Source organism: Paraburkholderia sp. CNPSo 3076 (assembly GCF_026343935.1).
Taxonomy (GTDB): Bacteria; Pseudomonadota; Gammaproteobacteria; order Burkholderiales; family Burkholderiaceae; genus Paraburkholderia; species Paraburkholderia nodosa.
The window spans coordinates 1-26399 of the sequence record NZ_JAPMAL010000050.1 but is presented as its reverse complement, the minus strand read 5'-3'; the positions used below and the strand labels follow the sequence as shown (position 1 = coordinate 26399).

Below are 26399 nucleotides of genomic sequence, written 5' to 3'. Positions count from 1 at the left end.
CTGTCCTGCGCTCAGTGCGCGAGCCTGAACGCTCCAACGGCATCGCGCAGCGAGTCGGCCTGCTCGCTGAGCGCCATGGCGGCCGCGGCCGCTTCTTCCACGAGCGCTGCGTTCTGCTGCGAGACCTGGTCCATCTGCGAGACCGCGAGATTCACCTGCTCGATGCCGTCGCGCTGCTCTTCGGACGCGTTCGCGATCTCGTGCATGATGGTCGTCACGCGGCCAATGGACTCGCCAATCTCGTTCATCGTCTCGCCGGCCGAGCGCACATAGTCCGAGCCCGTCGAAACGTGCTCGACCGATTCCGCGATCAGCGTCTTGATCTCTTTGGCGGCCGCCGCCGAACGCTGCGCAAGCGAGCGCACCTCGCTCGCGACCACGGCGAATCCGCGGCCCTGTTCGCCCGCGCGCGCGGCTTCCACCGCCGCATTGAGCGCGAGGATATTGGTCTGGAACGCGATGCCTTCGATGATGCCGGTGATATCGGCGATCTTCTGCGAGCTGCCGTCGATGCGCTCCATCGTCTGCACCGCGTTGCTCACGACCTGCGAGCCGCGATCGGCGACTTCCTGCGCGCTGTTGGCGAGCGTTTGCGCGGTGCGCGCGTTTTCGGCATTCTGCTTGACCGTGGCGGTGAGCTGCTCCATGCTCGCGGCGGTTTCCTGCAGCGAGGCCGCCTGTTCTTCGGTGCGCTGCGACAGGTCGTCGTTGCCGGCGGCAATCTGGCGCGTCGCCGTGGAAATGGACTCGGAGCTGTGACTGACCTTGCGCACCGTCTGGGCGAGCGCGTCCTGCATGGCCTTGAGGCTCGCCACGAGGCGGCCCATTTCGTCGCTGGAACGCGTTTCGAGGTTCGCGGTCAGGTCGCCGTCCGCAATGCGCTGGAGCGCACCCTGAACGTTCTCGAGAGGCGCTGCGATCGCGCGGTGCAGTCCCGCGGCGCACACGCCCGCCACCGCGAGGCCGAGCACGATCAGCGCGATGCTGCCGGCTCGCAGCCACGAATAGCGGTCCTGTGCGCGGTCGAACGCCTGTTCCCCATGCGCCTTCTGCCATGCTTCGAGCGCGGTCGAGGCCTTGGTGAGCGCGACCGAGAGCGGCGGAATGCGCTTCATCGCAATGTCGTCCTGACCCTGGCGGTCGCCTTGCTTGATCGCGGCCATGAGCGGCTGGATGCCTTGCTCCAGCATGCCGGTGAGGGCGGCCTGAACGCCGTCGGCGAGCGCCTGCTCTTCGGGAGCGTGCGGCAGCGAGCGGTAGACCTCCCAGGCCTTGTTCGAGGTGTCGAGATAGTTCTGCGCCTTGTCGAGCAACGGCTGAACATCGGGCGCGTCGGGATGCAGGAGGATGCGGTCGAGCGTCGTGCGCGCGATGGTCAGATTCAGGTTCGCCTTGCCGATGTTGATGGCGGCGACCAGTTGGTTCGAGTAGGCATAGCCGAGCGCCGTATTGGTGCGCGACATGCCTGCAAGGCCGGAAACGCCGGCTGCCACGATCAGCAAGGCCAGTACGCCGACCGCGATGCGCAGGCGAACAGAGATAGAGAGTCGTGCAAACACGAAGTTGGCTCCAGAACGCGAGGGGCTAGGTAGCAGAAAAACGATCGTGCTTCGCGCGTGAGACGGCAAAGCACTGAACATGTTTACGGCTCTGGCCGAAGGAACTGAAGGTCGGCGGTAAAGCCCGCTGGAACCGTTGCGCAATGGTGGTTTTCCCCAGTCAATTGGGGAGAATTGTGCGCGCCTCAGCGCGCCACGGACTTGAAGAGGCGGTTCTTTTCGAGTGTCGCCGCGTCGGGCGTTTTGGTGTTGTTTTCCGTGCTTGCGGGGCGCCGGCGTCTTCGAGCGCGGGTCCGGTGTAGCGGCCGCGCGGGCGGATCACCTTGCCCACCCTGAGCTGTTCGATGCAATGCGCGAGCAGCCCCACGCTGCGCGCCGTGGCGAACAGTGCGAACGAGGCGTCGCGCGGCAGCTTCCGTTGCGCAGCGAGGGTGGCGAGCGCCACGTCGATATTCGGTTTGAGGCCGGTGAGCGCCACGACCTTCTCGATGAAGGAGGCGAGTTCTGCGGGCGGGTCCAGCACTTCCAGCAAGGCGGCCGCGCGCGGATCGCCGTCGGGATAGAGGTGGTGCCCGAATCCGGGAATAGGAATGGCCGACTGCAAATGATGGGCGACGACGTGCTCCGCGCCGAGCCGGCCCACGTCGTCGAACACCGCGCGCACGCGGCCCGAGGCGTCGCCGTGCAGCGGGCCTGAGAGCGTGGCGAGGCCGCCAAGCTGAAATACCGTCGTCGCGCCCTTTCCGAACGAAAGGATGCCATCAGGGATCTGGCCGACGTGCTTGAATTCATAAGAAACGAAGCCAAGGCAGTCCTGACTTCACAGGATGAGGCCGACCTGTTCCAGCTAGCGAACAATTTCGGCATCCGACACCATCGAAAAGACCAGAAGACCGATTACGATTCTTCGATATGGCTCAGCTGGATGTTTTATTACTATCTTGCGACGATCCATGCCTGCTTTCGCCTGATCGAGAAGGCTAAAGATGCCGATGATGCATCTATCTGGCAGGTGGCCAACTTCCATGTAGCACTGGGATAACCGAGCGGGAGACACATCCGCAGTTCGGCTCGCGCCCGGGGACGTGACGATGCGCCGTTCGAGCGTCGTTTATCTCAAATACTGAGGACTCTTGATGACAGGGAGGCGGGGAAATAATCCAGTGCGCATTAAATGGATGACTTTAATCATCAAATATCGTCAGATTCACATAAACTCAGATTTATCTGATAGTGATTCCGCAGTCAGTCCGCTAGTCTCGTCAGCTACAAGCTTGAAGCGATTCGCATAACGGCACCCGATTTGCCGTTATAGCCGTGCGTCGTCGTAAAAGAATTGAAAAACACCTCGCATGGCGCGGGGCTTCATTCAGCATTACGGGTACAGGCAATGAATAACCGTTGTTACCGGCATGTTTTCAGCAAGCTAAGGGGTATGCTGGTCGCCGTTTCTGAAACGGCCATCGCTCAGGGAAAATCAGGCCAGGGAGAAACCGGCGCGTCGTCCGCAATACGACCGATTACACTTTTTGCCATGCGCCACGCGGTATTTGCCGCGCTTGCGCTTTTCGGGCTCGCTCCTGCTCTCTCGGAGGCGCAGATCGTTCCGTCCGGCGCGCATGCGCCAAACGTGATTGGTACCGCAAACGGACTCCCGCAAGTGAACGTTACCAGGCCGTCGGGGGCTGGCGTATCACTTAACACATATTCACAATTCGACGTCGGATCGGGCGGCGCGGTATTGAACAACTCGCCCGCTATAACGTCCACTCAACTCGCAGGGCATATTAACGGAAACCCAAATTTCGGGCCGAACAATGCCGCGCAAGTAATCGTTAACCAGGTCAATAGCAATAATCCGTCATTATTACGAGGTTACGTCGAGGTCGCAGGCGTGAAAACTGCCGCCGTCGTGATCGCAAATTCCTCGGGCCTGGTAGTTGACGGCGGCGGCTTTATCAATACGTCGAAAGGTATTTTAACGACGGGCAACCCGATCATCGACGGTAGCGGCAACCTCACCGGTTTTAACGTTACTCAGGGTTCCATTACCGTTCAGGGCGCGGGGTTGAACGCCTCGAATATCGACGAGGTGGACCTCCTGTCTCGCGCGGTACAAGCCAATGCGGCCATTTACGGTAATACGTTGCACGTCGTAACCGGTTCGAACAGCATCGACTATGCGAGCCTCAATTCGACGCCAATCGCGGGTACCGGCACAGTTCCCGGCGTCTCTGTCGACGTCTCGCAGCTCGGCGGTATGTACTCGGGGCGCATCATTCTGGTTGGCACGGAGAATGGTGTCGGGGTCGCCAATGCCGGGACAATTGCCGCGCAGGCAGGCGAACTTACACTGACTTCTGCTGGTCAGCTAGTGCAGTTTGGCACGGTGCAGGCGAGCGGTACGGTCGGTATCAATGCGGCGAGCGTCGCAAACACCGGGACGATTTACGGCCAGCAGAATACCGCCATTGGTACGCCGGGGGCGGTTACCACTAGCGGCGCGATTGCGGCACAACAAGACACGTCCATCAACGCGGGCAGCATCGCATCGACCGGCACGTTTGGCGCGGGCGTGAACGGTGACGGCTCGGTCGGCAACAGTGGCGACCTCTCGCTTTCCGCGTCGGGCCAGTTGAGCGCAACCGGCCCGAACGTTGCGGGCGGCAATGCGACGCTTTCAGGCAACGGTGTGAATCTCGCAGGCAGCGAGACCGCGGCGAACGGCAACCTTTCGTTGACCGCCAATGCGGGCGATGTGGACCTCGCGGGAGCGACCACAAGCGCTGGGGGCGCAGTGAACGCGCAGGCATCCGGCGCGCTCGTCAACGACCACGCCACGCTCACAGGCGGAACAGGCGTCACGCTCAACGCGGGCAGCCTGTCGAACCAGGCTGGCGAGATTTCGTCGCAGGGGGCGCTCGTCGCGCAGACCTCGGGACAAATTGCGAACCAGAGCGGGCAGATCGTCTCGGACGGCGCGATGCAGGTACGTGGTGGTGCCATCGCAAACAAGCAGGGGACCATTCAGAGCGCCGCCGGATTGAGCGTCGCAGGCGCATCCCTGGACAATACGGCAGGCCGCGTCACGTCGCTTAACGGCGACGGGTTGTCGGTCACGACCACGGGCGCAATTACCAACGCGGCGGGTACGACCGCAGGCGGCGCGCAGGGTGGCGTGATTGCAGGTAATGGCGCCGTTAGTTTGCAGGGCGGCAGCATTGCGAATCATGGCACGGTCGGCGCACAAACGAACCTCCATGTCAATACGCAGTCGCTGAACAATAACGCTGGCGCGCTCCAGGCATCAGGTAATGCGACGATCAACGCCGGGGCACAACTGACCAACGGTGGCGGCACTATCGTTGCAGGGCAGGCGGCGAACCTTAGCGCCGCGACGCTGGACAACAGCGGGGGCACGACCCAGGCCGCGCAACTCTCGCTCAACGCAACGAACCTCGTCAATCACGCGGGCACGATCACGCAGAGCGGTTCGAGGCTGATGAGCGTGAATGTCAGCAATACGCTCGACAATTCCGCGGGCGGTACGCTTCAAACCAACAGTACGGACCTTACGCTTGCCTCCGCCGCACTGGATAACGATGGTGGCACGATCACGCACGCAGGCACCGGAATCCTGACACTCGACGCGGGTAACGGTTCGGGAGCGCTCTCGAATGCTGGCGGCAAGATCAACAGTAACGGACAGGTCGTGGCCCAGGCCGGAGCGTTCGACAACGCATCGGGTACCGTGGTCGGTCAGACGGGCCTTACGGCAACGGTCGGCGGTGCGCTCAATAACGCGAACGGCAAGCTGCTGTCGAATTCGGATCTGAGCCTCACGAGCGGCACACTGGCGAATGATGGCGGCCAGGTCGGCGCGGGCTCGAATGAAATGGTCCACACGGGGTCTCTCACGAACAACGGAGGGGCCTTTGTTGCGCCGAACCTCAGTCTCACGACGACCTCGACGCTCGACAACAGCGGCGGCGACATCGAGGCGAACCAACTCGCGCTATCCGAGACCGCCCTCCTCAACCACGGCGGCGCGATTACGCAGTATGGCGCGTCGCCGATGGCGGTCAATGTCAGCAACCTGCTCGACAACTCGGTTGGCGGCACGTTCCAGACGAACAGCACGGACCTCAAGCTCGCACCGGCTACGCTTGATAACGACAATGGCACCATCACGCACGCGGGTACTGGCACGCTCACGATTGACCCGGCTAATGGTTCGGGTTCCTTCTCAAATGCAGGTGGCAAGGTTATCACGGCGGGGCAGCTTGCGCTTCAGGCTGGGAGCCTGAACAATCAGGGCGGAGCGCTCGCTGCGATGGGCGCTATCTCGGCGAACATCGCGGGCAACGTGAACAACACGCAGGGCGAGGTTCGCTCGCTCTCCTCGATCGCATTCACGAGCGGCGGCGCGCTGACGGACACGAACGGTCAGATCCAGTCGGGCACGGGAGCAGCCGGCGACGCCAGCACGCTTTCGGTTCAGGTCGCGTCCATTGACAACACGAACGGTCTCGTTGGCAACCTCGGCACGGGAAACACGACCGTCCAGGGTGGCAGCCAGATCGTCAACCAGAACGGCCTCATTGCGGGCAATGGCAACGTGACGCTCGGCGCCTCGTCCATCTCGAACACGCAGAACGGCCAGGTCAGCGGCGCGAATGTCGCGATCCAGGCCGGTACGCTCGATGACACGGGCGGCAAGATCGGTACCTTTACCGGTTCGGGCGGCGATGTCGCCATTACGGCGACGGGGGCCGTAACGAACACAAACGGGCAAATTGGCGCCGATCATGATCTATTGCTGAACGCAGCAACGCTTACCGGAGGCGGCGCATACAGCGCAGCCAATGACGTGACGGTGAATGTTCAGGGTGATATTGCACCGACGCCCGCCATTCAGTTCATGGCCGGGCACGACCTTGCCTTTACGCTACCCGGCACGTTCAGCAATTCCGGCTCGCTTGAAGCGGTCGATAACCTGAACATCAACGCGAACGACATCGCCAACAGCGGCACGATGATGGCCGGTGGGACCCTCACCACTCACTCGAATACGCTGGAAAACACGGGCGCAATCGTGGGTGGCAGCGTCTCGTTGAATGCTACGCAAACGTTGTCGAACACGGGGCCGACCGCGCTCATTGGCGCGACCGACAGCAACGGTACGCTTGAGCTGCTTTCGAACGACATCGAGAACCGCGACGACACCACGGCAACCGATGCGCAGGCGACCACCGCAATCTATGGTCTTGGCAGGGTCGTACTCGCAGGCGGCAAGGATGCCAGTGGCAATTACACCGACGCGAACCTGATCGACAACGTATCGGCGCTTGTCCAGTCCTCTGGCGATATGGCGCTGCATGCGAACCAGGTCATCAATACCCGTCGTGTGATGACGACCGACGGGGCGTATACGGAGCAGGTCGATCCGGCGCTGCTGGCGCAGCTCGGCATCAGTCTGTCGGGGTGTACGGCCACCTACATGGCCGCGTGCGGCCCCGGCAATCCGCAGGTGCTGGGCTCCAGGGGCGACCCGTCGATGATCGGTGGCGTGCCCACCGACCCACCGCACGGCGGACAATGGAACTCGACATATCAGTACACGACCTATACGGGCGTACCGCTTGCGAACCTGGTCACGGGATTCAGCCCTCAAGCACAGATTATCGCGGGTGGCGACCTCGACGCGTCGAATGTGGGCCTGTTCCAGAACTACTGGAGTGCGGTTGCGGCCGCAGGCAACATCGCCGCGCCTGTCTCGCTTGACCAGAATAGCTGGAAGGGGCAGATGGCCCCCGCCGTGCAGGTGACGTACTCGGGCCAGTACCACTACGACAACTACGACAACACGGAATACAACTGGCAGTTGCCGTTCGGCAATGGCACATTCGTCACCTCCAATCCGGGCGGCTACCAGGTGGCACCGGCTGATATCCGCATCTACGCACTGCCGAGCTACGAATCGACATTCGTCGCGGGCGGTACGCTCTCGGGCACGGGCGTGAGTATCAACAACACGGCGGGCAACGCGGGTATTCCGTCGCTCGGACTCGCGCCCGGTCAGTCGGTAACGGGTGTCAATGTCGGCGTACTCGGCGGCAGCGCGAGCGGTACGAAGACCGGAGCCGCTTCGGTTAATGGCAGCGCGGTCCAGGTGAATCCGGTCATCGCGCGCGCCACCGCGGTGAACGTCCTGAGCAATCTGTCGATTCCGCAAGGCGGCCTGTTCCACCGGGATACAGCACCGAACGCGCCGTACCTGATCGAGACGAACCCGGCCTTCACGAACGCGAAATCGTTCATATCGAGCGACTACTATCTCCAGCAGCTTGGCCTGAATCCGCAGACCGTGGAAAAGCGTCTCGGCGATGGCCTGTACGAGCAGCAGCTCGTACAGAACCAGATTACGTCGCTGACCGGCAAGGCCGTACTTGGCCCCTATACCGACACGCAGGCGATGTACCAGGCGCTGCTCTCGGCGGGCGCATCGCTTTCCGGATCGCTGAACCTGCCGCTCGGTATGGCGCTGTCGCCCGAGCAGGTCGCCGCGCTCACGCAGAGCGTGGTCATCATGCAAACGGAGGTCGTGGACGGGCAGTCGGTGCTCGTGCCGCTCGTCTATCTCGCTCAGGCCAGCCAGCAGAACATGAACGGCCCGCTTATCGGGGCGACCGACATTGATCTCCAGAACGCGCAGACCTTCACGAACAGCGGCACCGTGCAGGCCAGCAATACGCTGACGATCAACGGCCAGTCCATCAACAATGCATTCGGCACACTCCAAAGCGGCGGCCTCATGTCGCTGGCAACCACGGACAATGTCAACCTGACCTCGGCGACCGTGAATGCGGGAAGTCTCGCGCTCAACGCAGGCGGCAACCTGCTCCTGAATACGGCGACGAATACCGTCAACCAGGTCAGCGCGACAGGTGCCACGCGAACCACGACCATGCTCGGCCCTATTGCAAACCTCAATGTAAAGGGCGACGCCGCGATTGCGACGGGCGGCAACTTCGAGCAGAACGCGGCCAATCTCAATGTTGGCGGCAACCTCGGCATGGCCGTGGGCGGCAACTACGACATCGGCACCGTTCAGACCGGCGAGCAGAAGGTGGTTTATGGCGCAAACGGCGTGTCGGATACGAACTTCAACAGCGCGACCGGCAGTACGGTGAACGTTGGTGGCGTTTCGCAGATTGGCGTTGGCGGCAACCTGACGGCGACTGGTGCGAACATCAACCTGGCTGGTGGCGGTATCGTCGCGGCGAAGGGCGACGTGACGCTGCAGGCAGCCACCACGACCTCCACCGTCGATAGCAGCAGCGCGGGTAGCGACCATCACGGCAGCTATTCGGCATCGCTGCACACCTCCGACGATACATTGACCGCGACGACGCTTAAGTCCGGTAACTCGCTTGTCGTGGCCTCGGGCAACGATATCAACGTCACCGGCAGCACGATCAGCCTCACAAGGGAGCGGCGACGCTCGCGGCACTCGGCAATGTCAACATCGGCGCGGCCACTGAAACCCACGTCGACAATTCGCAGGAGCAGCACAGCCATAGCAATGTGGTGAGCGGCAAGGCGGTATCGAGTTCGAGCGATACGACGACGACGCTTTCGCAAGGCAGCCTGATATCCGCCGATAGCGTCGCGGTCTCAAGTGGCAAGGATATCAACGTCGCGGGTAGCGCAATAGTCGGCACGAACGACGTAGCGTTGAACGCCGCGCACGATGTGAATATCACGACGTCGCAGGACACCATGAAGTCGTCGACCAGCTACCAGGAAAAGGATTCGGGCCTGGGGACAAGCGGTCTGAGCGTTACGATTGGTAGCAGGCAAACCGCAACCACCGATCAGCAATCGTCCGTCACGAATAACGCGAGCGTCATCGGTTCATCGACCGGCAACGTTTCGATTACGGCCGGACACAATGTCGGCATCACAGGTAGCGAGGTCGTAGCGGGCGGTAACGTGGCGCTGACCGGCCAGAATGTCGCCGTCGACGCTGCCTACGATACCTACAAGGACAACCAGGCGCAGCAGACCAGCCAGTCCGGTCTGAGCGTTGGCCTGGGCGGCGGTCTCGTCAGCCTCGGGCAGCAGATGGCATCAACCGTGCGTCAGGGTGTCCATTCGGGTGATTCGCGCCTCACCGCGGTACAGGGCGTGGCGGCAGCCGAAATGGCCTACCAGAATCGCGGCGCGATCGGCGGCGCGGCGAGCGGCCTCGCGAACGGTGACGCGAGTGCGGCGACGCAAGGCGTCCAGTTGCAGATCAGCGTCGGGTCGAGCCACAGCAGCAGCGATTCCAGCACGTCGATGGCGACCGCGAAGGGCTCCTCGATCATCGGCAACGGCAACGTCTCTGTGACGGCGACCGGCGCACCGGACGCAAACGGCAACGCGCAGGCGGGCACGGGTGACATCACCATGACTGGCGCAACCGTGACGGGGAAAAACGTCTCGCTGGCGGCCAACAACTCGATCACGCTGCAAAGCGCGCAGAGCACCGAACAGGACAGCAGTTCGAACAGTTCGAGCGGCTGGAATGCCGGTGTCGGGATCGGCGTCGGCAAAAGCACCGGAATCAGCATCTTTGCCAGCGCGCAGAACGCTCACGGCCAGGGCAACGGAAGCAGCGTGACGCAGGACAATACGACCGTCGCAGCAGGCAATACGCTGTCGATGAAATCCGGTGGCGACACGACGCTTGCGGGCGCACAGGTTTCAGGCAACACGGCCAACGTGGACGTTGGCGGCAACCTGACGATGACGAGCCTTCAGGATACGTCTACCTACGGCAGCAACCAGCACAGCAGTGGTATCAGCGGCACGCTGACCTACGGCTACGGCAGCAGCGTGGATGCCTCGGTCAGCCATACCGGCATCGACAGCAACTATGCGTCCGTCAACCATCAGACGGGTATCGTGGCGGGCACTGGTGGCTTCGACGTGAACGTTGCTGGTCATACGCAGCTTGACGGCGCCGAGATTGCGAGTGCAGCTCCGGCGGCAAGCAACAGCCTGACAACGGGAAGCCTTGGCTTTACCGACGTCCAGAACACGATGTCATATTCCGGCTCGACGCAAGGGCTTTCGCTGTCGGGTGGCCCGAGCTTTGCGCAGACCACCGGCAGCGCAAGCGGCACAACCCATGCGGCGGTGAGCCCTGGCAGCATTACGGTGAAGTCCGACCAGCAGAGCGGAACGGACAGTACGGCGGGCCTGTCGCGCGATACGGCCAATGCAAACCAGACCGTGCAGAACACGTTCAACCTGCAACAAGTTCAGAACAACCTTGCGTTTGCTCACGCGTTTGGCAAGACCGCAACCTATGCGGCTGGCCAGATCGCGGACCAGCTTGAGAGCAACAATCCGGCCTTTGCCGAGGGCGGCGTCGCACGCGATGCAATGCATGCAGCGGTGGCAGCAGTTGGCGCGGTGCTGTCGGGCGGTAACATCGCGGGCGCTGTGGGCGGTTCACTCGGAGGCGACGCATTGCAGTCGCTGGCGCAGCCGATTATCGAGCAGGCTGTCGCGCAGGTTCCGCCCGAAAGTCAGGCAGCGTTGCGCAATGCACTCTATGAGGTTGTCGCGGCGGCGGGCGGTGCGGCAGGTGGCGCGCTTGCTGGTGGCGGGTCGTCCGGTGCAATCGCGGGTGCGGGTTCCGCATCAAACAACGAGGTCTATAACCGTCAGCTTGACCAGAGTGAACGGCAATGGGCTTCAACTAACGCTGTAGCTTTTGCAAAATACTACGAGCAACAGACGGGCTTGGCGATCACGCCCGACCAAGCACAACAGCTTCTACTTGGCAATGGTTTGCGCCTTGTTGACAGCGCAGCTTCTAATGTACCGGGTGCCAACGCAACGGCTATTGCTTATATTAGTCAGAATGCCAATGGTCTATTCAAAAAGGACTCGAACTACAACAATCCCTTCGTAAATAATGCAACGGGATCACATACGCCCGAGCAGAATTCCCTTACCTTTAATCCGTCGTCCAATATAAATTTTACGGTTCAAATCGGTGCAAACGCAGGCCTGCATGCTCTTGGTTTAGGCAACAACATTGAGGGTGGCGTCACATTCGGTCTGGGGAAAAACGTAAATATTTGCAGTTATACGCAGTCTTGCGAAACGATAGGCCCGGGTCTTGCCGCTGGTGTCGGCGTGGGTGTTACAGTGGGGGCTGGTTCTGCTTCGAGTGGCGCGTCCAAATCTAGCGGCGCATTTATTCAGGGTGGCGATGGGTGGTACGGAGATACTACGGTGACGCATGACAACAGTGGCAATATTTCTGTCGGGAAGGGGGTTTTGGGCGTAGGTGCGGGCGCTGCGGCAGGACAAGCCCAATGTACTCAGACGAGCCATTGTGTGATTAATTGACGATCATGAAAGTTCCGGCTCAACTTTTCTTTGTTTCGATTATTTTACTGCTTGTTTTTTTATTTTTTTTCTCCTGCTTCAAGGGGAGAAAATGGCTTCCTCTTAGGATCGTTGCATTTGCCCCACTATTCGCCGTTATCGGGGCTTGGATCGGATGGCTTTTCAATCTAAGGGTTGGGGTTGGAATTGGAATGATCGGAGTTCTCTGCTTTTTCTGTGGAGTGTTCCTGAGACTTCTCGATTTTTTAGGAGGAACGACCTCACGGAGGCGATGGGAGGATCATGAATAAAAGCAGCTTTGGTGTGCTGGCAGCGCTCGCGCTGCTGGCGGCATGCCAGAACGCGCCTCCCGGTGCGCCGCCCATGCCTCCGCCGAAGCCTGAGATGCAGCCCGTGCTACCACCGAGCTCCAACGCGTTTTGGGTTATGGGCTTCTGGAAATGGAGCGGTATGGAATGGGTCTGGATTCCAGGCCATATTGCACCCAGGCCCGGACAGTAGGATAGACGACAAGAAGCCGAGAACAAAGAATGCACCACCACCTGAAGCTAACAGCCATCTCGTTAGCATTCCTGATTTCATTCGATGTGTTTGCGCAAGCCGGCCCCCGATGCTGCGGCCCGTACCAACGCAGAACAGCAACAGCAGGTCGAGCAGCGGCGCGACGCGCAGCAGCGCGAGGCGACCGTCGCCGCGCCCGTTGTGCGCTCGACTGCGCCCGCAGCGGGAGAGTACCCCGTACTGCCCGTCGAAACGCCGTGCTTTCGTATCGACACGTTCACGGTCGAGGTGCCCGATACGTTGCCCGAGGTCGAGTTCGTAAAAGGCGCGTCGGCGTTACCGATGGACCCGAGCGCGTTCCTGCACGACTGGCTACGGCACTACGAGGGGCAATGCGTCGGACGACAGGGCCTCGACCTGCTGACCAAGGGTCTGCAAGGCGTCATCCTAAGCCGTGGCTACGTTACAACCCGGATCCTTCTGCCCGCGCAGGATCTGTCAAAGGGAACGCTCAGGTTCGCCCTTATTCTGGGTGTAATCCGCAGTTTGAAGTTCGCCGACGCCAATACGCGCGGCACCCTCAAAAGTGCCTTTCCTGCTCGAGAGGGCGATGTACTCCAGGTGCGCGACCTTGAGCAGGGTCTGGAGCAGATGAAACGCGTGCCGAACCAGGACGCGGCTATGCAGATCATGCCTGGTACGTCGCCCGGCGAGAGCGACGTCGTCGTTACCGTCAAGCGCACGAAGCCGTGGTCGCTTGTCGTCTCGGCAGACAACTCCGGGACGGACGAGACGGGCCGATACCTCGGAAACGTCACGCTCGGGCTATACAACCTCCTCGGCCTGAACGACGTACTCTCGGGCGGCTATAACCAGGATCTCCAGTTCGGCAATCACTCCCTCGGGACGCACGGCTGGAATGCCTCGTATTCGGTTCCCTGGGGCTACTGGACCGGTACGTTCTACGGCTATACGAACACCTACTATCAACAGATCGCCGGGGTTAACCAGACCTTCGTTTCGGGCGGCAACGCGCAGACGGCGGGCCTGAAGCTGGAGCGCGTTTTCTACCGCAGCCAGAACGACAAATCGGGCGTCGAGCTCCAGCTTATCAAGCGGTTTGGTGCGAGTTTTATCGAGGATACCGAAATACTGCAACAACACCGAGACAACACGTTCATCGAGGCGGGGCTGACGAACCGGCATTACTTCGGCGCGGCGCAGTTCGACGGCACGCTCGCCTATCATCAGGGTATCGGTGGGCTCGGGGCGATGCCGAACACGACAAGCGGACCCACGTACTACTTCACATGGCGACGCTCGACGCGAACCTCTCGGTCCCGTTCGCGGTCGCCGGTCAGACGCTTCGTTATGTCGGAACCTTTCATGGGCAGTTCACGAATGACGAGCTGAACTATATCGACGACCTGACGATTGGTAGCCGCTATACGGTGAGAGGTTTCAGCGGCCAGACGATGCTCGCGGCGGAAAAAGGCTTCTACTGGCGGAACGAACTTCAGTATCCGCTCGGGCAATCGTGGCTGGTTCTCTATGCGGGTGTCGACTACGGCCACCTGTGGGGTCCGGCGACCGCTTTTCTCGCGGGCACGCAGCTCGCGGGTGCGGCTATCGGCCTGAAAGGTTCGGTGCCGTCTCGCTTTGGCGCCTACAGCTATGACGTATTCGCGGGTACGCCAATCTATGCACCGTCAGGTCTTCCCGCGCCGAGCGTAACGCTGGGCTTTCAGGTAACAGCGCAATTCTGATGAACGATTCACCGACCATAAGGAGATAACAACGATGGAAAAGAGCAAATTGCTGGCGGTTTTGATGGGTGCTTCCGTGCTGCTGGCGGCATGCGGTGGCGGTAACGGGAGTGGCTCGAATGCCGCTGCAGGCGGAGCGGCGTCAGCAGCCTCCTCTCCCGGCGGAGCCTCGACACCGCAAGCTTCGGCGCAGACGGCGTGCCGGCCGGACGGCAACTTCACCTATTCGGGATCGGCACCGCAGGTGGCGGCCAACAACGGTCAACTGGCTGTGGTTGTTGTACCGAGTTTGCCGGCGGCGAATTCGAAGAACAGGAACATGACTGCATCGAATGCGCCCGCGTCGAGCCAGGTTCAACAGACCGGTGGTGCATTTACCACGCTTGCGTCGTCGGGTGCGGCGACCGACTGCCTTGGGCTTGCCAAGGGTGCGGTGACCGAAATCCAGGGCGTCGGTAGCGACGTGGCGATTGGCCGGTGGAATCAGGCCATGGACACGGACGGCAATACCTATACGAGCGCGCAGAGCGTTCACTATGCAGTCGGCACGCCGCTGTCATTGTCCGCGACGAGCGGCGCGCTCGCATGTACCCAACTGATCGCTGATACGGTGGCGAACAATGATGGCGGAGTAACCGGTACGCTCGCAACGGCTACGGCCACGCTCGATCTCGTGGCACGCACGTTGAACAATCTGAGCCTGTCGATCAATCTGGCGGGTACCCAGTATGCGCTTACGAACGCGCAGTCGCCGTTGAATGGCATTGCGACGACCGGGCAGTTGTCCGTTCAGTCGGTTGTCGTGGGGCACGACGCGACGAAGCCGCTGGTTGCGGTTGGTTACTCGGCCACGTTGCCGAATAAGCAGGGGATTGGTGGCGTCGTCGTGTTGCAGTGCCAGTAAGGCGCCTGAGCCGGGATTTTAGCTGCGTCCCGAATGCCCGAATCGCTTGAGCACGAGCACGCAGAGCGCCGGCAAATGCACGACGCCCATGCCGCACGCGATCACCGCCCACGGCGGCGCGATCGTGCCGGACATCATCGCGCCGACCACGCCGAAGCACAGGCCAGCCAGCAACAACGTGGCGTGGGCGAGGATGCGCTTCGGGCCTCGCTCGGTGAAGCGCGGAATATTCACGTGGACATACACCACGATCAGCAAGGCGACGGTGGCAATGGCGGGGAACAGCATGTTCGAATCCTCGATTCCAGCAGCGATGACGGTAAAGTCTTCGACTGTAGTGGAGGATTGCCGCTGCGTCGATGGCTAGATGGTTGCGGGAAGTGCTAGCACCACACCACGCTGTCGTATGCCACCGTACGGCGATACACGTTCTTGCCGCGCCAGCTGGAAAACTCCATATACGCGCATTCCAGCACCAGAATCCAGTTCGTGACCCGCATCGCCGCCCCCAAAGGTGTTCCCGGTTGTTCGTTCGACTGCGAGACCAGTCTATGACCCGGGAGCGGCGGACAATGCGGCGAGCAAGGCGCGATATCGCGTCCAGTTCGCCGCATTGCCGGATCAGGCGTGCGGCGCTAGCGGCATGAGCACGAAATCGAACGTGGAGCGCCAGGGCGTGTCGCTGTCGGCCACCCGCTCATACGGCGCGACGAGCGACGCTTTCACCCCGAACACGGCGTCCGACTGCAGGTACGGGTCGTCGCCCACGAAGGTATGCGTGACCACCTTCTGGAAGCCCGGCGCGGTGATGAGGAAATGCATGTGCGCGGGCCGGTACGGGTGGCGGCCGAGGGTGGCGAGCATCTTGCCCACCGGGCCGTCGTGTGGGATCGGGTACGAGACCGGCTTGATGCCGACGAAGCGATAGACGCCGTCCGCGCCGGTCGTGAAGATGCCGCGGTTGTTCCACCTGGGCTGCACGCCGGGCTGCTGCACGTCGTAGTAGCCGTCGGCGTTGTCGGACCACACGTCGATGCGCGCGCCCTCCACCGGGCCGCCTTCGAGATCGAGCACGCGGCCCTCGAACAGGCAGCGCTCGCCTTTGCCGTCGGCGGTGATGCACGCGCCCATCTCGCGCTCGGGCGCGCCGGCCACATGGAACGGGCCGAACACGGTGTTTTCGGTGGCGACGCCTGGGCGGCGGTTGTTGATGGCGTCCACGAGCATGGAAAACCCCAGCGTGTCCGAGAGCAGGATGAACTCCTGGCGCTCGGCGCTGCAGAGCTGGCCCGCCGTGGTGAGGAAGTCGATGGCGGTCTCCCATTCCGGCTGGGTGAGCTGCACTTCTTTCGCGAATGCGTGCAGATGACGCACGAGCGCGCTCATCACCTCGCGCACGCGCTCGTCGGCGTTTTCGCCGATACGCGCATTGACGGCCTCGGCGGAGGCGGCTTCGCTGAAGAACTGGGTCATGGTTCGGGGTTACCTGTAGGGTTGCTGCGCCTGATCGCGGTGACGTTGAGGCTGGGCCGTAACAACGCGTATTGTGCGCCTGTCGCCATCGGGACCCAAAATCGGGTCCGTGGCAACCGCTGGCGTATTCGGCCGGGTCGCGTGATCGCGTTCGGGCAGCGCGCGTGGGCGCTGGAGGCGGCCGACGCCCCCGAGGCGCCGCCAATGGCCGCGAACGCCGGGACCACGCCGGGCTGAACGCCGGCGTGCCCTCGACGCGAAGTCCGGCTCCGAACGCCCGCTTACCGTCCGGAGCCGCGCGCCAGACGAGAAGCTCAGTGGCGCGGCGTCACCGGCTCGACCGCGGCCCAGTACGGCTCGGCGCCGTAATACGCGTGCAGCGTGCTGCCCCAACTCGCGTCGGCCATGGAGGGCCAGCTGTCCCGGTCGAAGCCCGGCGCTTCCTTCACGCGCTCGGACGACACATTGAGCAGGAAGCACTTGCGGCTCGTGTCGAGCATGAGCGCGCTCCAGGGAATGGCAAGCAGCTTGTCGCCGAAGCCGAGAAAGCCGCCGCTCGACAGCACCACGTAGGCTACGCGGCCGCTCTGCACGTCGAGCATGATTTCCTTGATCTTGCCGACTTCCTGGCCGTCCGAACTGAGCACGCGGTCGCTGTCGAGCGTGCTTGCGGCCATCACGTCGGGGCCCGGCCCCGCGGCGCTCACGCGGCCCTTGCCGACGATGCGCACGCCATTGCCGGTTGGCATGGGCGGAGGAATGAAGGTGGGCATGCTGGTCTCCATCTATGAGGGGAACAATGTTGAGTCCGGCCAGACTCCCGACGATTCCCGTGTCAGGCGGCAGGCGATGCCGCGGCGGTTCTGGCCGCCTGCCGCAGACATAGCAAGCCGCGTACCGCGTCGCGCCCGTCGATTCGATGCGCCGGCGCGAGAGGCATCGGCGGCGTTCCTGCCTGTTTGGAGACCCATTTTGGGCCGCGCGGTAGATGCCTTATGAAGCCGGCGTGGCTGCCTTTTGCGGGGTGTCGACGTCGTAGCGTTTCGCCTGCTCGAAGAACGCGCGCTCGGCGTCCTTGTTCATCACCAGAATGGTGATGCGCCGGTTCAGCGGGCTGTCCGCCGTGTCGTGGTCGAGCGGCAGGACGTCGGCGAGGCCGCGCACCTGGAGCAGCTTCTCCTCGCTCAGGTGGCCGGCCACCAGCGCGCGGCGTTGGCGCGCTCGCTCGAAAGCTCCCAGTTCGAGTAGCCGGCGAGGCCGCCGGAGTAGGGCACCGAGTCGGTGTGCCCCGCGATCGACACGCCGCGGTCCACGTCGTTGAGCGCACTGCCGATCTGCACGAGGATCTCGTACGCGTAGTCCTCGAGCTTCGCGCTACCGGTCGCGAACATGGGGCGCTTGAGCGAATCGACCAGCTCGATGCGCAGGCCTTCGTCCGTGATCCACATGCGGATCTGGTCGCGGTACGCGCGCAACTCCGGCTTGCGCTCGATGAGCGCCGAGAGTTTTTCCTTGAGCTGCGAAAGGTGCGACTTATCGACCGCTTCCATCGGCACGACGTGCGAGAGCGTGGGCTGCGCGTTCGAGCCGCCCACGGCCGGCGTTTTGCTCGAGAGGTCACGGCCGCCGCCTTGCACCACCCTCGGGTTGGGGTTCGCGGCGTCGGGCTTGCTGCCGGGCATGGCCGAAAGCGGCGTGTTGAAATACTTCTCGATGCCGTCGCGGTCGTACTGCGACGTCGAGCCGAGCAGCCACATCAAGAGGAAGAACGCCATCATCGCGGTCACGAAGTCCGCATAGGCGATTTTCCATGCGCCGCCGTGGTGGCCCTCGTGGCCGCCTTTCTTCACGCGGCGCACCACGAGCGTGGTCTTGCTGCCCTCGGTGTCGCGCGCGGCGCGCGAGCCAGGATTCCGTTCGGCCATCTCGGGACTCCTAAGCGGCCTTCGGCGCCCTGGTGGCGCGCACCGCTTCGTCGAGTTCCTGGAAGCTCGGGCGGTCGGCGGTGAACAGCACCTTGCGGCCGAATTCTACGGCCACGGGCGGCGCATAGCCGGCGAGCGACGCGAGCAGCACGGCCTTCGCGCACTGGAACGGCTTGCTGGCGGCGCGGCCCTTGGCGGTCAGCAGGTCCGCGATCGGACCGACGAAGCCGTAGGCGAGCAGAATGCCGAGGAACGTGCCCACGAGCGCGCCCGCGATCATCTCGCCGAGCACGGCCGGCGGCTTGCCGACCGAGCCCATGGTGTGCACTACGCCCATCACGGCGGCCACGATGCCGAACGCGGGCAGCCCGTCGGCCATCTTCTGGATGGCATTGGGCGCAATCGACACCTCGGAGTGGTGCGTGTCGAGTTCTTCGTCCATGAGGTCCGGCAACTCGTAGAGGAGGGCGATCAGCTCCAGGTATTGCGCCTTCGTGTAGCCGCCGCCCTTGAAACAGGTGGGCAGCGCCTTGAGCGTCTTGCCAAGCGTGGCGGTCGGGTTGCTCACCACGAACGCGCCCAGTGCCGCGCCGAAAATACACAGGAGTTCGAATGGTTGAACGAGCGCGGGCAGGTGTCCCCCCACGCCCACGAAGCTCCCGATCACCGATCCGAGCACGACGATCCAGCCTATTGCTACAAACATGATGTCTACCTTTCCAATCTCAAAGTACTACGTGTCAATCTGTTCAGGCCGGCTCGACAACACGCTTGAGCCGTGCCTCGTTCGCCGCACGATCCACGTTCAGCAAGGCGTCGATTTCACGCGCCGCCATCGCTTTGCCGAAGAAATAGCCCTGCGCGTAATCGCAGCCCTTCGCCGCCAGCGTGCGCGCGAGTTCCGCGGTCTCCACGCCTTCGGCCACCGTGCTCATGCCGAGGTTCGAGGAGAGCGCGATGATCGCGTCGACGATCTTGGCGCTCTCGTTGCACGAGGTCATCGAGAGCACGAAGGAGCGGTCGATCTTCAGCTTGTCCACCTTCAGCTCGCGCAGGTGCTGCAGGCTCGAATAGCCGGTGCCGAAGTCGTCGAGCGACATGCGCAGCCCCGCGTTGCGGAAGTCCGCGAGCACGGCGCGCGCCGCGTCGAAGTCGTACATCAGCGCCGATTCGGTGATCTCGATCTCCATGCGCTCGGGCGGCATGCCCTCGTCGGCGAGGATCGTGAGCAGCAGCGCCGCGAGTTGCGTGTCCTTGAACTGCGCCGGCGAAAGATTGAGCGCGAGGTGGTAGCGCGAAGGCCAGCGCAGCGCGTCGCGGCACGCGCGCCGCAAGATCGAAGCCGTGAACGCGGGCGAAATCCCCATCTGCTCGATGAGCGGCACGAACACCTCGGGCGAGATCCAGCCGCGCTGCTCGTGATGCCAGCGCGCGAGAATCTCGAAGCCGGTAGTCTGGCCGTCGGCGAGGCGCACGAGCGGCTGGTAGAACGGCCGGATCTCGCCGCCCGCGAGCGCGCGGCGCAGGTCCGATTCGAGCGAGGCCTGCAGGCGCAGCTCGTCGTCCATCTTCTGCTCGAAGAAGCGGTACGTGCCCTTGCCTTCGCACTTGGCGCGATACATGGCGATATCGGCGGCGCGCAGCAGCGCGTCCGGGTCGCCGCCGTCGCGTGGGCAGCACGCAATGCCGATGCTCGCGTCCACGTTGATGCGCAGCTTGCCGATGTCGATGGGCGCGCGCGTGGCGGCGAGCAGGCGCTGCGCCAGCTCGCTAGCGGCCTCGATATGGTCGTCGCGATGCACGCGGGCGAGCACGGCGAACTCGTCGCCGCCCAGGCGCGCGACCGTGTCGCCGTCGCGCACCACGCGGCGCAGGCGCGCGGCGATCTCGCACAGCACCGTGTCGCCCGCGGCGTGACCGTGAAAGTCGTTGACGGGCTTGAAGCGGTCGAGATCGATCACGAACACGAGGTAGTCGGGCGAGCGGTGCTGCGTGCGCTCCAGCGCCGCGCTCATCTCCGCGGCGAGCAAACGCCGGTTGGGCAGGCCCGTGAGCGGATCGTGGCGCGCCAGTGTCTGGGCGTGGGCCTCGGCGGCGCGCGTGGCTTCGTGGGCGAGATGCAGCTCGCGGGATTTTTCGCACAACGTATCGAAGGCATGCGCCATCGCGCCGATCTCGTCGGTGCGGTTCATGTCGGGCAATGCGCGCATGTCCTCACCGTGCGCGAGGCGCACGAGCGAGTCGGTCAAGGTATGCAGCGGACGCAGTAGCGTGCGCTCGAGGTAGTGCAGCAGTACGAGGCCGAAGGCGAGCGTGGCGAGTGCGATCGCAAAGGCGGCTTCGAGCGTGTGATGCACGCGCAGGATGCCGCGCTGGACCTGACTGTGCAGCCTCTCGACAGCGAGTTCGCGCGGCGCGGCGGAGACGGCTTGCCTGGGTGGCGCTTCGCTTTCCTGCGCGGCGCTCTCGTCGTGCCAGCTCGTATCCACGCGTTCGAAGGCATGGCCAAACGCGATCAGCTGGCTTGCCAGCAGCGTGGTTTGCGTGGCGAACAAGGCGAAGAACAGGCCGATGAAGAACTTCGTGCGTGTGCGGATCGAGGCGCGCAACGTGGCGCGCGCACGTCCTATCCAGGGAAGCGCCGCCGTGGGATTCAAGGCAGCGGCGGGATCGGGCATGGCCGCCACGGTTTCCTGTCTCATGTCTCGATGTCCGTGTGGCGTCAGATTCTGCGCGTGCGCACCTGCGCCGCGAGGCGGCGCACGGCGTAGTGGCACGACGTGCCGGTAGGCGGATGAGTGCTGCGCGACGGTGCGCGACGCGCACGGGGTGCAGCGCTCATGCGCGTGCTGGCGCCACAGCCGGCGGCAATACGCGCCGCGGTGGCGATGCGGATGGTCAATTTCAGTCGCAGGGGTTGCGCGAGGGTTTTCATGGTGACACCGGAAGGGGTGGAGCTTTGCCCTTTTTACGGCGGTGAAAAAGCGTTGCTGAAGTCGCCAAACATGTTTTTTTTGAGGGCTTGATCGATTTCGCAACACGTTAACCGGCCGGTTAAAAATGGCATGTATTTCGGAAAACGAAACAATTTGACCGCCGTGAACTTTCAGGAGGATGATGCGTCACGCGCCGTGGCGCCGGGACATGCGAGCAGCGCGGGTATGACGGCCGCGGCGCTCGATGATTGCGCAACCACACGCATACCGAACGTTCGTGCGCTTAAGTTGCGGTTTGTGCGTAGGGGAAATGCCTGGCGCGCAAGACTGGCACGACACGCGTGGCGCGGGCATTTCCGTGCTTCAGTTTTTGCTTAATCCGGCCGTAAACCCCGGTAAGGCGCGCCGGTACGGAAAGCGCCATGCAACCGTATCCGCCCTGTCGGGCCCCTCACACGATGATCACTGCTCCGCTTCCTCTGGATGAGGACGTCCGCCTTCGGGCGTTGCGGCAACTCGACATACTCGACACCGATCCTGAAGAAGCATTCGATCGCATCTCGCGGCTCGCCGCCTTTGCGTTCGACATGCCGATCGTGCTGATTTCGCTCGTGGACGAAGACCGCCAGTGGTTCAAGTCGCACCACGGGCTGGCGGCTTGCGAAACGCCGCGCAGCGTGTCGTTCTGTGCGCACGCCGTGCTAAGCAAGCGCATGCTCGTGGTGGAAGACGCGCTCGACGACGAGCGCTTTCTCGACAATCCGCTCGTCACGGGCGCGCCGAACATCCGCTTCTATGCCGGCTCGCCGCTGTGTCTGGCCGACGGCCAGGTGGTCGGCACGCTTTGCCTGATCGACGAAAAGCCGCGCACGTTCGACGCCGCACAGGCCGCCGTGCTCGCGGATTTCGCGCACCTCGTCGAACGCGAGCTGGAATTGCGCCGGCAGTTGAACCGCGCGCGAACGGCGCACGAGCGCGACCGCCGTTCGCTCGCCATCAGCGAGGCGCGCTTTCGGACCGTGTTCCAGCAAACGCCGATCGGCAAGGCCGTGGTCGATCTCGACGGCCGCTTTCTCGACGTGAACCAGAAGTTCTCGGAGATCATCGGCTACGAGGAGAGCGAGCTGCGCCGCTGCACGTTCGCCTCGGTCACGCACCCGGCCGACATCGCCGCCGATCTCGCGCTAGTGGCCGAATTGCTCGCGGGCCGCCAGGCCACGTATGCAATCGAAAAGCGCTATCTGCGGCCCGACGGCGAGGCCGTGTGGGTCAATCTCGCGGTATCGCTCGTGCGCGATGTGTCCGGTACGCCCCTGCATTTCATCGCGGCGGTGCAGGACATTACGAGCCGCAAGAAGAGCGAGGAGGCGCTGCGCAACTATCACGTCGAACTCGAAGAGCGCGTGCGCGAACGCACAGGGGAGCTGCAGCGCAGCCGCGACGCGCTGCAGACCATCACCGACAATGTGCCGGCGCTGATCGCCGTGGTCGATCGCGATCTTTGCTACCAGTTCAACAACGAGACGTTCAAGCGCGTGTTCGGCGCGGAGCCGGCGGCGCTGCGCGGGCGCAGCCTGAGCGAAACGCTGCGCCCCGAAGTGTTCGAGCAGTTGCAGCCGCTCTTTGCGCGCGCGCTGGCCGGCGAACGCGTCACCTGCGACGAGGTGCGCTATCGGGCCGACGCCGACCGCGTGTGGTCGGCGACCTACATTCCGGCCAAGCGCGAAGGCAAGGTGACGGGCTTCTACGTGATGGCGCACGACGTGACCGAGCAGCGCCGCACCGAGCAACGCCTGCGCGAGGGCGCGCTGATCGACCCGCTCACGGGACTCGCGAACCGGCGCGCGCTGCAGGAAACGCTGTGCGAACTGCGCGCGAGCGGCGAGCCTTTCGCGCTCTTCTTCATGGACATGGATGGCTTCAAGTCCATCAACGACCGCTACGGCCACGATCTGGGCGACGCCCTGCTCAGGGAGGTCGCGCGCAGGCTCGTCGCCACCGTGCGCACGGGCGACGTAGTGAGCCGCCTGGGCGGCGACGAATTCGTGGTGGCGAGCCGCGGCGTGAGCGACGCGCGTACCGGCGAGCGCATCGCGGCAGCCATTTGCCGTGAAGTGTCGAAGGCGTTCGTCGTCGCGGGCCGCGTGATCGAGACGAGCGCCAGCGTGGGCGTCGTGCTGACTGGCATGACAGGCGCGGCTGGTGTGGTGGATGCAACGAGCGCGGTGCTCTCGGCCGAGGCCGAGAACAAGGCGCTGGCCGACGATCCGCTGTGTCTCGCCGATGCGGCCATGTATGAAGCCAAGCGCGCGGGGCGCAATACGTGGCGGTTGGCGCCGAGCGCTGAAGCGATGGCGGCGTCGTGAAGCCGCGCACCGCGTTTTCATGTGACTGATTCGATTGCCGCCAGCGCCTGGCTGGCGGCAAGTGCGGCACCACTTCCCACGCGCCGCCGCGCGCCTTATCTCGCCTGCGGGCGACGTCTCTTTCCGGCTTCTGCCGGGTCCTCCCTCCAAAATCCTGCAACTGTACGAGGCGCACAGCTTCGCGTTGCGTTGCGCCCGGTCAGGCGAATTTGACCTTTCTTCGCTCGAATAGGGTAAACCCAGGGCGCGATGAAAATTAATTTTCACTAAGATCCGCTCATGTAATTTCATTTACGGCCTTGCCGTCCCAACTCCCGCTCACGCATGCCAACCCGACCGTCAACTCCTGACACGCCCGAAGCCGAGATCGTCGCGCGCATCACCGCCGCGATGCCCGTTCTCACACCGGGCCACCGGCGCATGGCCGAGTACGTGCTCGCAAACCTGTTCCACGCCGCGACCATGCGCATCGACGAACTGGCGGACGCGGTGGGCGCTTCGGTGGCCACGGCCAACCGCTTCGCGCGCTCGCTCGGGTTCGACGGCTATCCGCAGTTTCGCGAGGCGCTCGTGCGCGGCTTCGAGGCCACGCTCGCGCCGGTCGAGCGGCTGCGCAGCGCGCAGGAATCGCTGACCAGCGGCGCCGGGCTGTTCGGCGCCTCGCTGGAGCAGGCCGAGTCGAACCTGCGTTTGTCGCGCCAGTCGATCGACAGCGAAGCGGCCGCCGCAGCTGTGGACGCGATTCTTTCGGCGCGCCGCGTCTACGTGATCGGCTCGGGCACGAGCGCGTTTCTCGCCGGGCTCATGGAGAACGCGCTGCTGCCGTATCTGGACAACGTGCAGGCGCTCGCCTCGGTCGGCGGCCCCACGCATTCGGCGCGCAGGCTGCTCGGCGCGAACAGGGACGATCTGGTGATCGGCATCGCGTTTCCGCGCTACGTGGACGACACGATCAAGCTCTCGCGCCATGCCGCGAAGCTGGGCGCGCGCGTGCTCGCGCTCACCGACAGCATCGACTCGCCGCTCGCGCGCTTCGCCGATCTCACGCTGCTGATCCGCTCCGAGCGTCGCCTTGCGGCGAACTCGGAAGCCGCGGTACTGGCCGTCATCGAAGCGCTGTGCGACGCCGTGGCGTTGCGCGCGAAGGATTCCGTCGTTGCCGCGGCGGCCATCACCGAATCGGTGCTGCCGTGGCTCACCTCGGCGCAGGCGCCTGCCGCGCCTGGCGCCCCGTCTTCCCCCACGAAAAAGAAGTCATGAAATCGAACGCAGTCCTTGCCATTCACGGCGGCGCCGGCACGATCCTGCGCGCATCGATGGCGCCCGAAGTCGAAACCCGGTATCTCGACGCGCTGAGCGGCATTCTCGCGGCCGGCCAGCGCATCCTGGCCGTTGGCGGCAGCGCGCTCGACGCAGTCGAAGAAGCGGTGCGCCTGCTCGAAGACTGTCCGCTTTTCAACGCGGGCCACGGCGCGGTCTTCACGTCCGCGGGCACGCATGAACTCGACGCCTCGATCATGGACGGCCGCTCGCTCGAAGCGGGCGCCGTGTGCTGCGTGAAGCGCGTACGCAATCCGGTGCGGGCGGCGCGCTGCGTGCTCGAGAAGAGCGAGCACGTGCTCTTCACGGGCGAAGGCGCGGAAGCGTTTGCGGCAGCCCAGGGCCTCGAATTCGTCGATCCCGGCTATTTCCACACCGACGCGCGCTACCGCCAATGGCAGCTCGCCCGCGGCGAAGCGCGCGCGATGCTCGATCACGATGGCGCAACCCTTCAGGCAAATGCGGAAGCCCGGGCGGCTGCAAACGCATCGGCAGACAGCCTGCCGCACGAGCCGATCGACCCCAACCGCAAATACGGCACGGTGGGCGCAGTGGCGCTCGACGCGCACGGCCACCTCGCGGCGGCGACTTCGACGGGCGGCATCACGAACAAGCAGGTGGGCCGCGTGGGCGACGCGCCGCTGATCGGCGCGGGCTGCTATGCCGACGACGCCACCTGCGCGGTGTCCACCACGGGATCAGGCGAAATGTTCATGCGCATGGTCGCGGCCTATGACGTCGCGGCGCAAATGAAATATCGCGGTGTTTCACTCTCCGAAGCCGCTGCGAATGTCGTGATGGAGCAATTGCCGCGCATCGACGGCCGTGGCGGCCTGATCGCCGTGGACTCACAAGGCAACGTGGTCCTGCCGTTCAACACCGAAGGCATGTATCGCGGCTACGCGCGCGTGGGCGAAGCGCCCGTTGCGTCGATCTACGCTTAACAGGTTGCTGAAGTACCGCTGAAACATGTCATCGCGCAGAGTTCGTGAAGCGTTGATAGATGAACCACCACTTACCCACTGGAGATCATGCGCGGCGCCGACACTTTCACCGAGAGTTTGTTTTCCGTGCGCAAGCTGGACGACTTCGTCCCCAAGTCGCATCCGTTGCGTTCGATCCGCGTAATGGCGAACGAAGCGCTGGCGAAGATGGATCGACTGTTCGCCGAGATGTACGAAGCGGACATAAAAGGTGGACGGCCGAGCATCGCGCCGGAGAAGTTGCTGCGAGCCA

The 26399-nt window shown here is 63.5% G+C and carries 15 protein-coding genes and 5 pseudogenes; 11 read left to right on the top strand and 9 right to left on the bottom strand.

Annotated elements, in window-relative coordinates; translation table 11 throughout:
* Positions 1–11: 11 nt before the first annotated feature.
* Positions 12–1559 (bottom strand): methyl-accepting chemotaxis protein, encoded by a 1548-nt coding sequence (locus M3A49_RS38100; RefSeq protein ID WP_266233429.1) that lies wholly within the window; start codon positions 1557–1559, stop codon positions 12–14.
* 185 nt (positions 1560–1744) lie between these two features.
* Positions 1745–2277: pseudogene (locus M3A49_RS38095) on the bottom strand (citrate/2-methylcitrate synthase); the annotation flags it as partial.
* Positions 2278–2337: 60 nt separating this feature from the next.
* On the opposite strand from M3A49_RS38095, the gene M3A49_RS38090 reads away from it, so the two are divergent.
* The 7 genes and pseudogenes from M3A49_RS38090 (at position 2338) to M3A49_RS38065 (ending at position 15143) form a co-directional block, all read left to right on the top strand.
* The gene (locus M3A49_RS38090; protein ID WP_266233428.1) at positions 2338–2601 is read left to right on the top strand and encodes a hypothetical protein; all 264 of its coding nucleotides are present in this window, start codon (positions 2338–2340) and stop codon (positions 2599–2601) included.
* 348 nt (positions 2602–2949) lie between these two features.
* A pseudogene (locus M3A49_RS42835) lies at positions 2950–3033 on the top strand (ESPR-type extended signal peptide-containing protein); the annotation flags it as partial.
* Between the two features lie 156 nt (positions 3034–3189).
* Positions 3190–9153, top strand: coding sequence for a filamentous hemagglutinin N-terminal domain-containing protein (locus M3A49_RS38085; protein WP_416339096.1), 5964 nt, complete (start codon positions 3190–3192; stop codon positions 9151–9153).
* Positions 9150–11972 (top strand): hemagglutinin repeat-containing protein, encoded by a 2823-nt coding sequence (locus M3A49_RS42830; RefSeq protein ID WP_416339095.1) that lies wholly within the window; start codon positions 9150–9152, stop codon positions 11970–11972. The genes M3A49_RS38085 and M3A49_RS42830 overlap by 4 nt, the downstream gene beginning before the upstream one ends.
* A gap of 282 nt (positions 11973–12254) precedes the next feature.
* Positions 12255–12473 (top strand): CDI system lipoprotein BcpO, encoded by a 219-nt coding sequence (bcpO, locus tag M3A49_RS38080; RefSeq protein ID WP_254353738.1) that lies wholly within the window; start codon positions 12255–12257, stop codon positions 12471–12473.
* Positions 12474–12557: 84 nt separating this feature from the next.
* A pseudogene (locus M3A49_RS38075) lies at positions 12558–14239 on the top strand (ShlB/FhaC/HecB family hemolysin secretion/activation protein).
* Between the two features lie 34 nt (positions 14240–14273).
* Complete coding sequence (locus tag M3A49_RS38065; RefSeq protein ID WP_266233427.1) at positions 14274–15143, top strand: hypothetical protein; 870 nt, start codon at positions 14274–14276, stop codon at positions 15141–15143.
* An 18-nt stretch (positions 15144–15161) separates the two neighbouring features.
* On the opposite strand, the gene M3A49_RS38060 is transcribed toward M3A49_RS38065, so the two are convergent.
* From M3A49_RS38060 to M3A49_RS38030, 7 genes and pseudogenes are all read right to left on the bottom strand, one after another.
* Entirely contained in the window at positions 15162–15431 is a 270-nt protein-coding gene (locus M3A49_RS38060) for a hypothetical protein (RefSeq protein WP_266233425.1), read from the bottom strand.
* Between the two features lie 333 nt (positions 15432–15764).
* Positions 15765–16616 (bottom strand): intradiol ring-cleavage dioxygenase, encoded by an 852-nt coding sequence (locus M3A49_RS38055; protein WP_266233424.1) that lies wholly within the window; start codon positions 16614–16616, stop codon positions 15765–15767.
* Between the two features lie 314 nt (positions 16617–16930).
* Positions 16931–17389 (bottom strand): PRC-barrel domain-containing protein, encoded by a 459-nt coding sequence (locus tag M3A49_RS38050; protein ID WP_266233423.1) that lies wholly within the window; start codon positions 17387–17389, stop codon positions 16931–16933.
* Positions 17390–17609: 220 nt separating this feature from the next.
* Positions 17610–18541, bottom strand: a pseudogene (gene motB / locus M3A49_RS38045) (flagellar motor protein MotB).
* Between the two features lie 10 nt (positions 18542–18551).
* Positions 18552–19247 (bottom strand): motility-associated protein, encoded by a 696-nt coding sequence (locus tag M3A49_RS38040; RefSeq protein ID WP_266233422.1) that lies wholly within the window; start codon positions 19245–19247, stop codon positions 18552–18554.
* 43 nt (positions 19248–19290) lie between these two features.
* Positions 19291–21243: a putative bifunctional diguanylate cyclase/phosphodiesterase gene (locus M3A49_RS38035; RefSeq protein WP_266233421.1), complete on the bottom strand. Its 1953-nt coding sequence runs from the start codon at positions 21241–21243 to the stop codon at positions 19291–19293.
* Between the two features lie 20 nt (positions 21244–21263).
* Positions 21264–21476: a hypothetical protein gene (locus M3A49_RS38030; protein WP_254353748.1), complete on the bottom strand. Its 213-nt coding sequence runs from the start codon at positions 21474–21476 to the stop codon at positions 21264–21266.
* A gap of 459 nt (positions 21477–21935) precedes the next feature.
* Here M3A49_RS38030 and M3A49_RS38025 point away from each other — a divergent pair, with 459 nt between their 5' ends.
* The 4 genes and pseudogenes from M3A49_RS38025 to M3A49_RS38010 form a co-directional block, all read left to right on the top strand.
* Entirely contained in the window at positions 21936–23843 is a 1908-nt protein-coding gene (locus M3A49_RS38025) for a PAS domain S-box protein (RefSeq protein WP_266233420.1), read from the top strand.
* 324 nt (positions 23844–24167) lie between these two features.
* Positions 24168–25103, top strand: a complete 936-nt coding sequence (locus M3A49_RS38020; RefSeq protein ID WP_266233419.1) for a MurR/RpiR family transcriptional regulator — start codon at positions 24168–24170, stop codon at positions 25101–25103.
* Positions 25100–26107, top strand: a complete 1008-nt coding sequence (locus tag M3A49_RS38015) for an isoaspartyl peptidase/L-asparaginase family protein (RefSeq protein WP_266233418.1) — start codon at positions 25100–25102, stop codon at positions 26105–26107. The genes M3A49_RS38020 and M3A49_RS38015 overlap by 4 nt, the downstream gene beginning before the upstream one ends.
* Before the next feature lie 87 nt (positions 26108–26194).
* Positions 26195–26399: pseudogene (locus M3A49_RS38010) on the top strand (IS5/IS1182 family transposase); the annotation flags it as partial.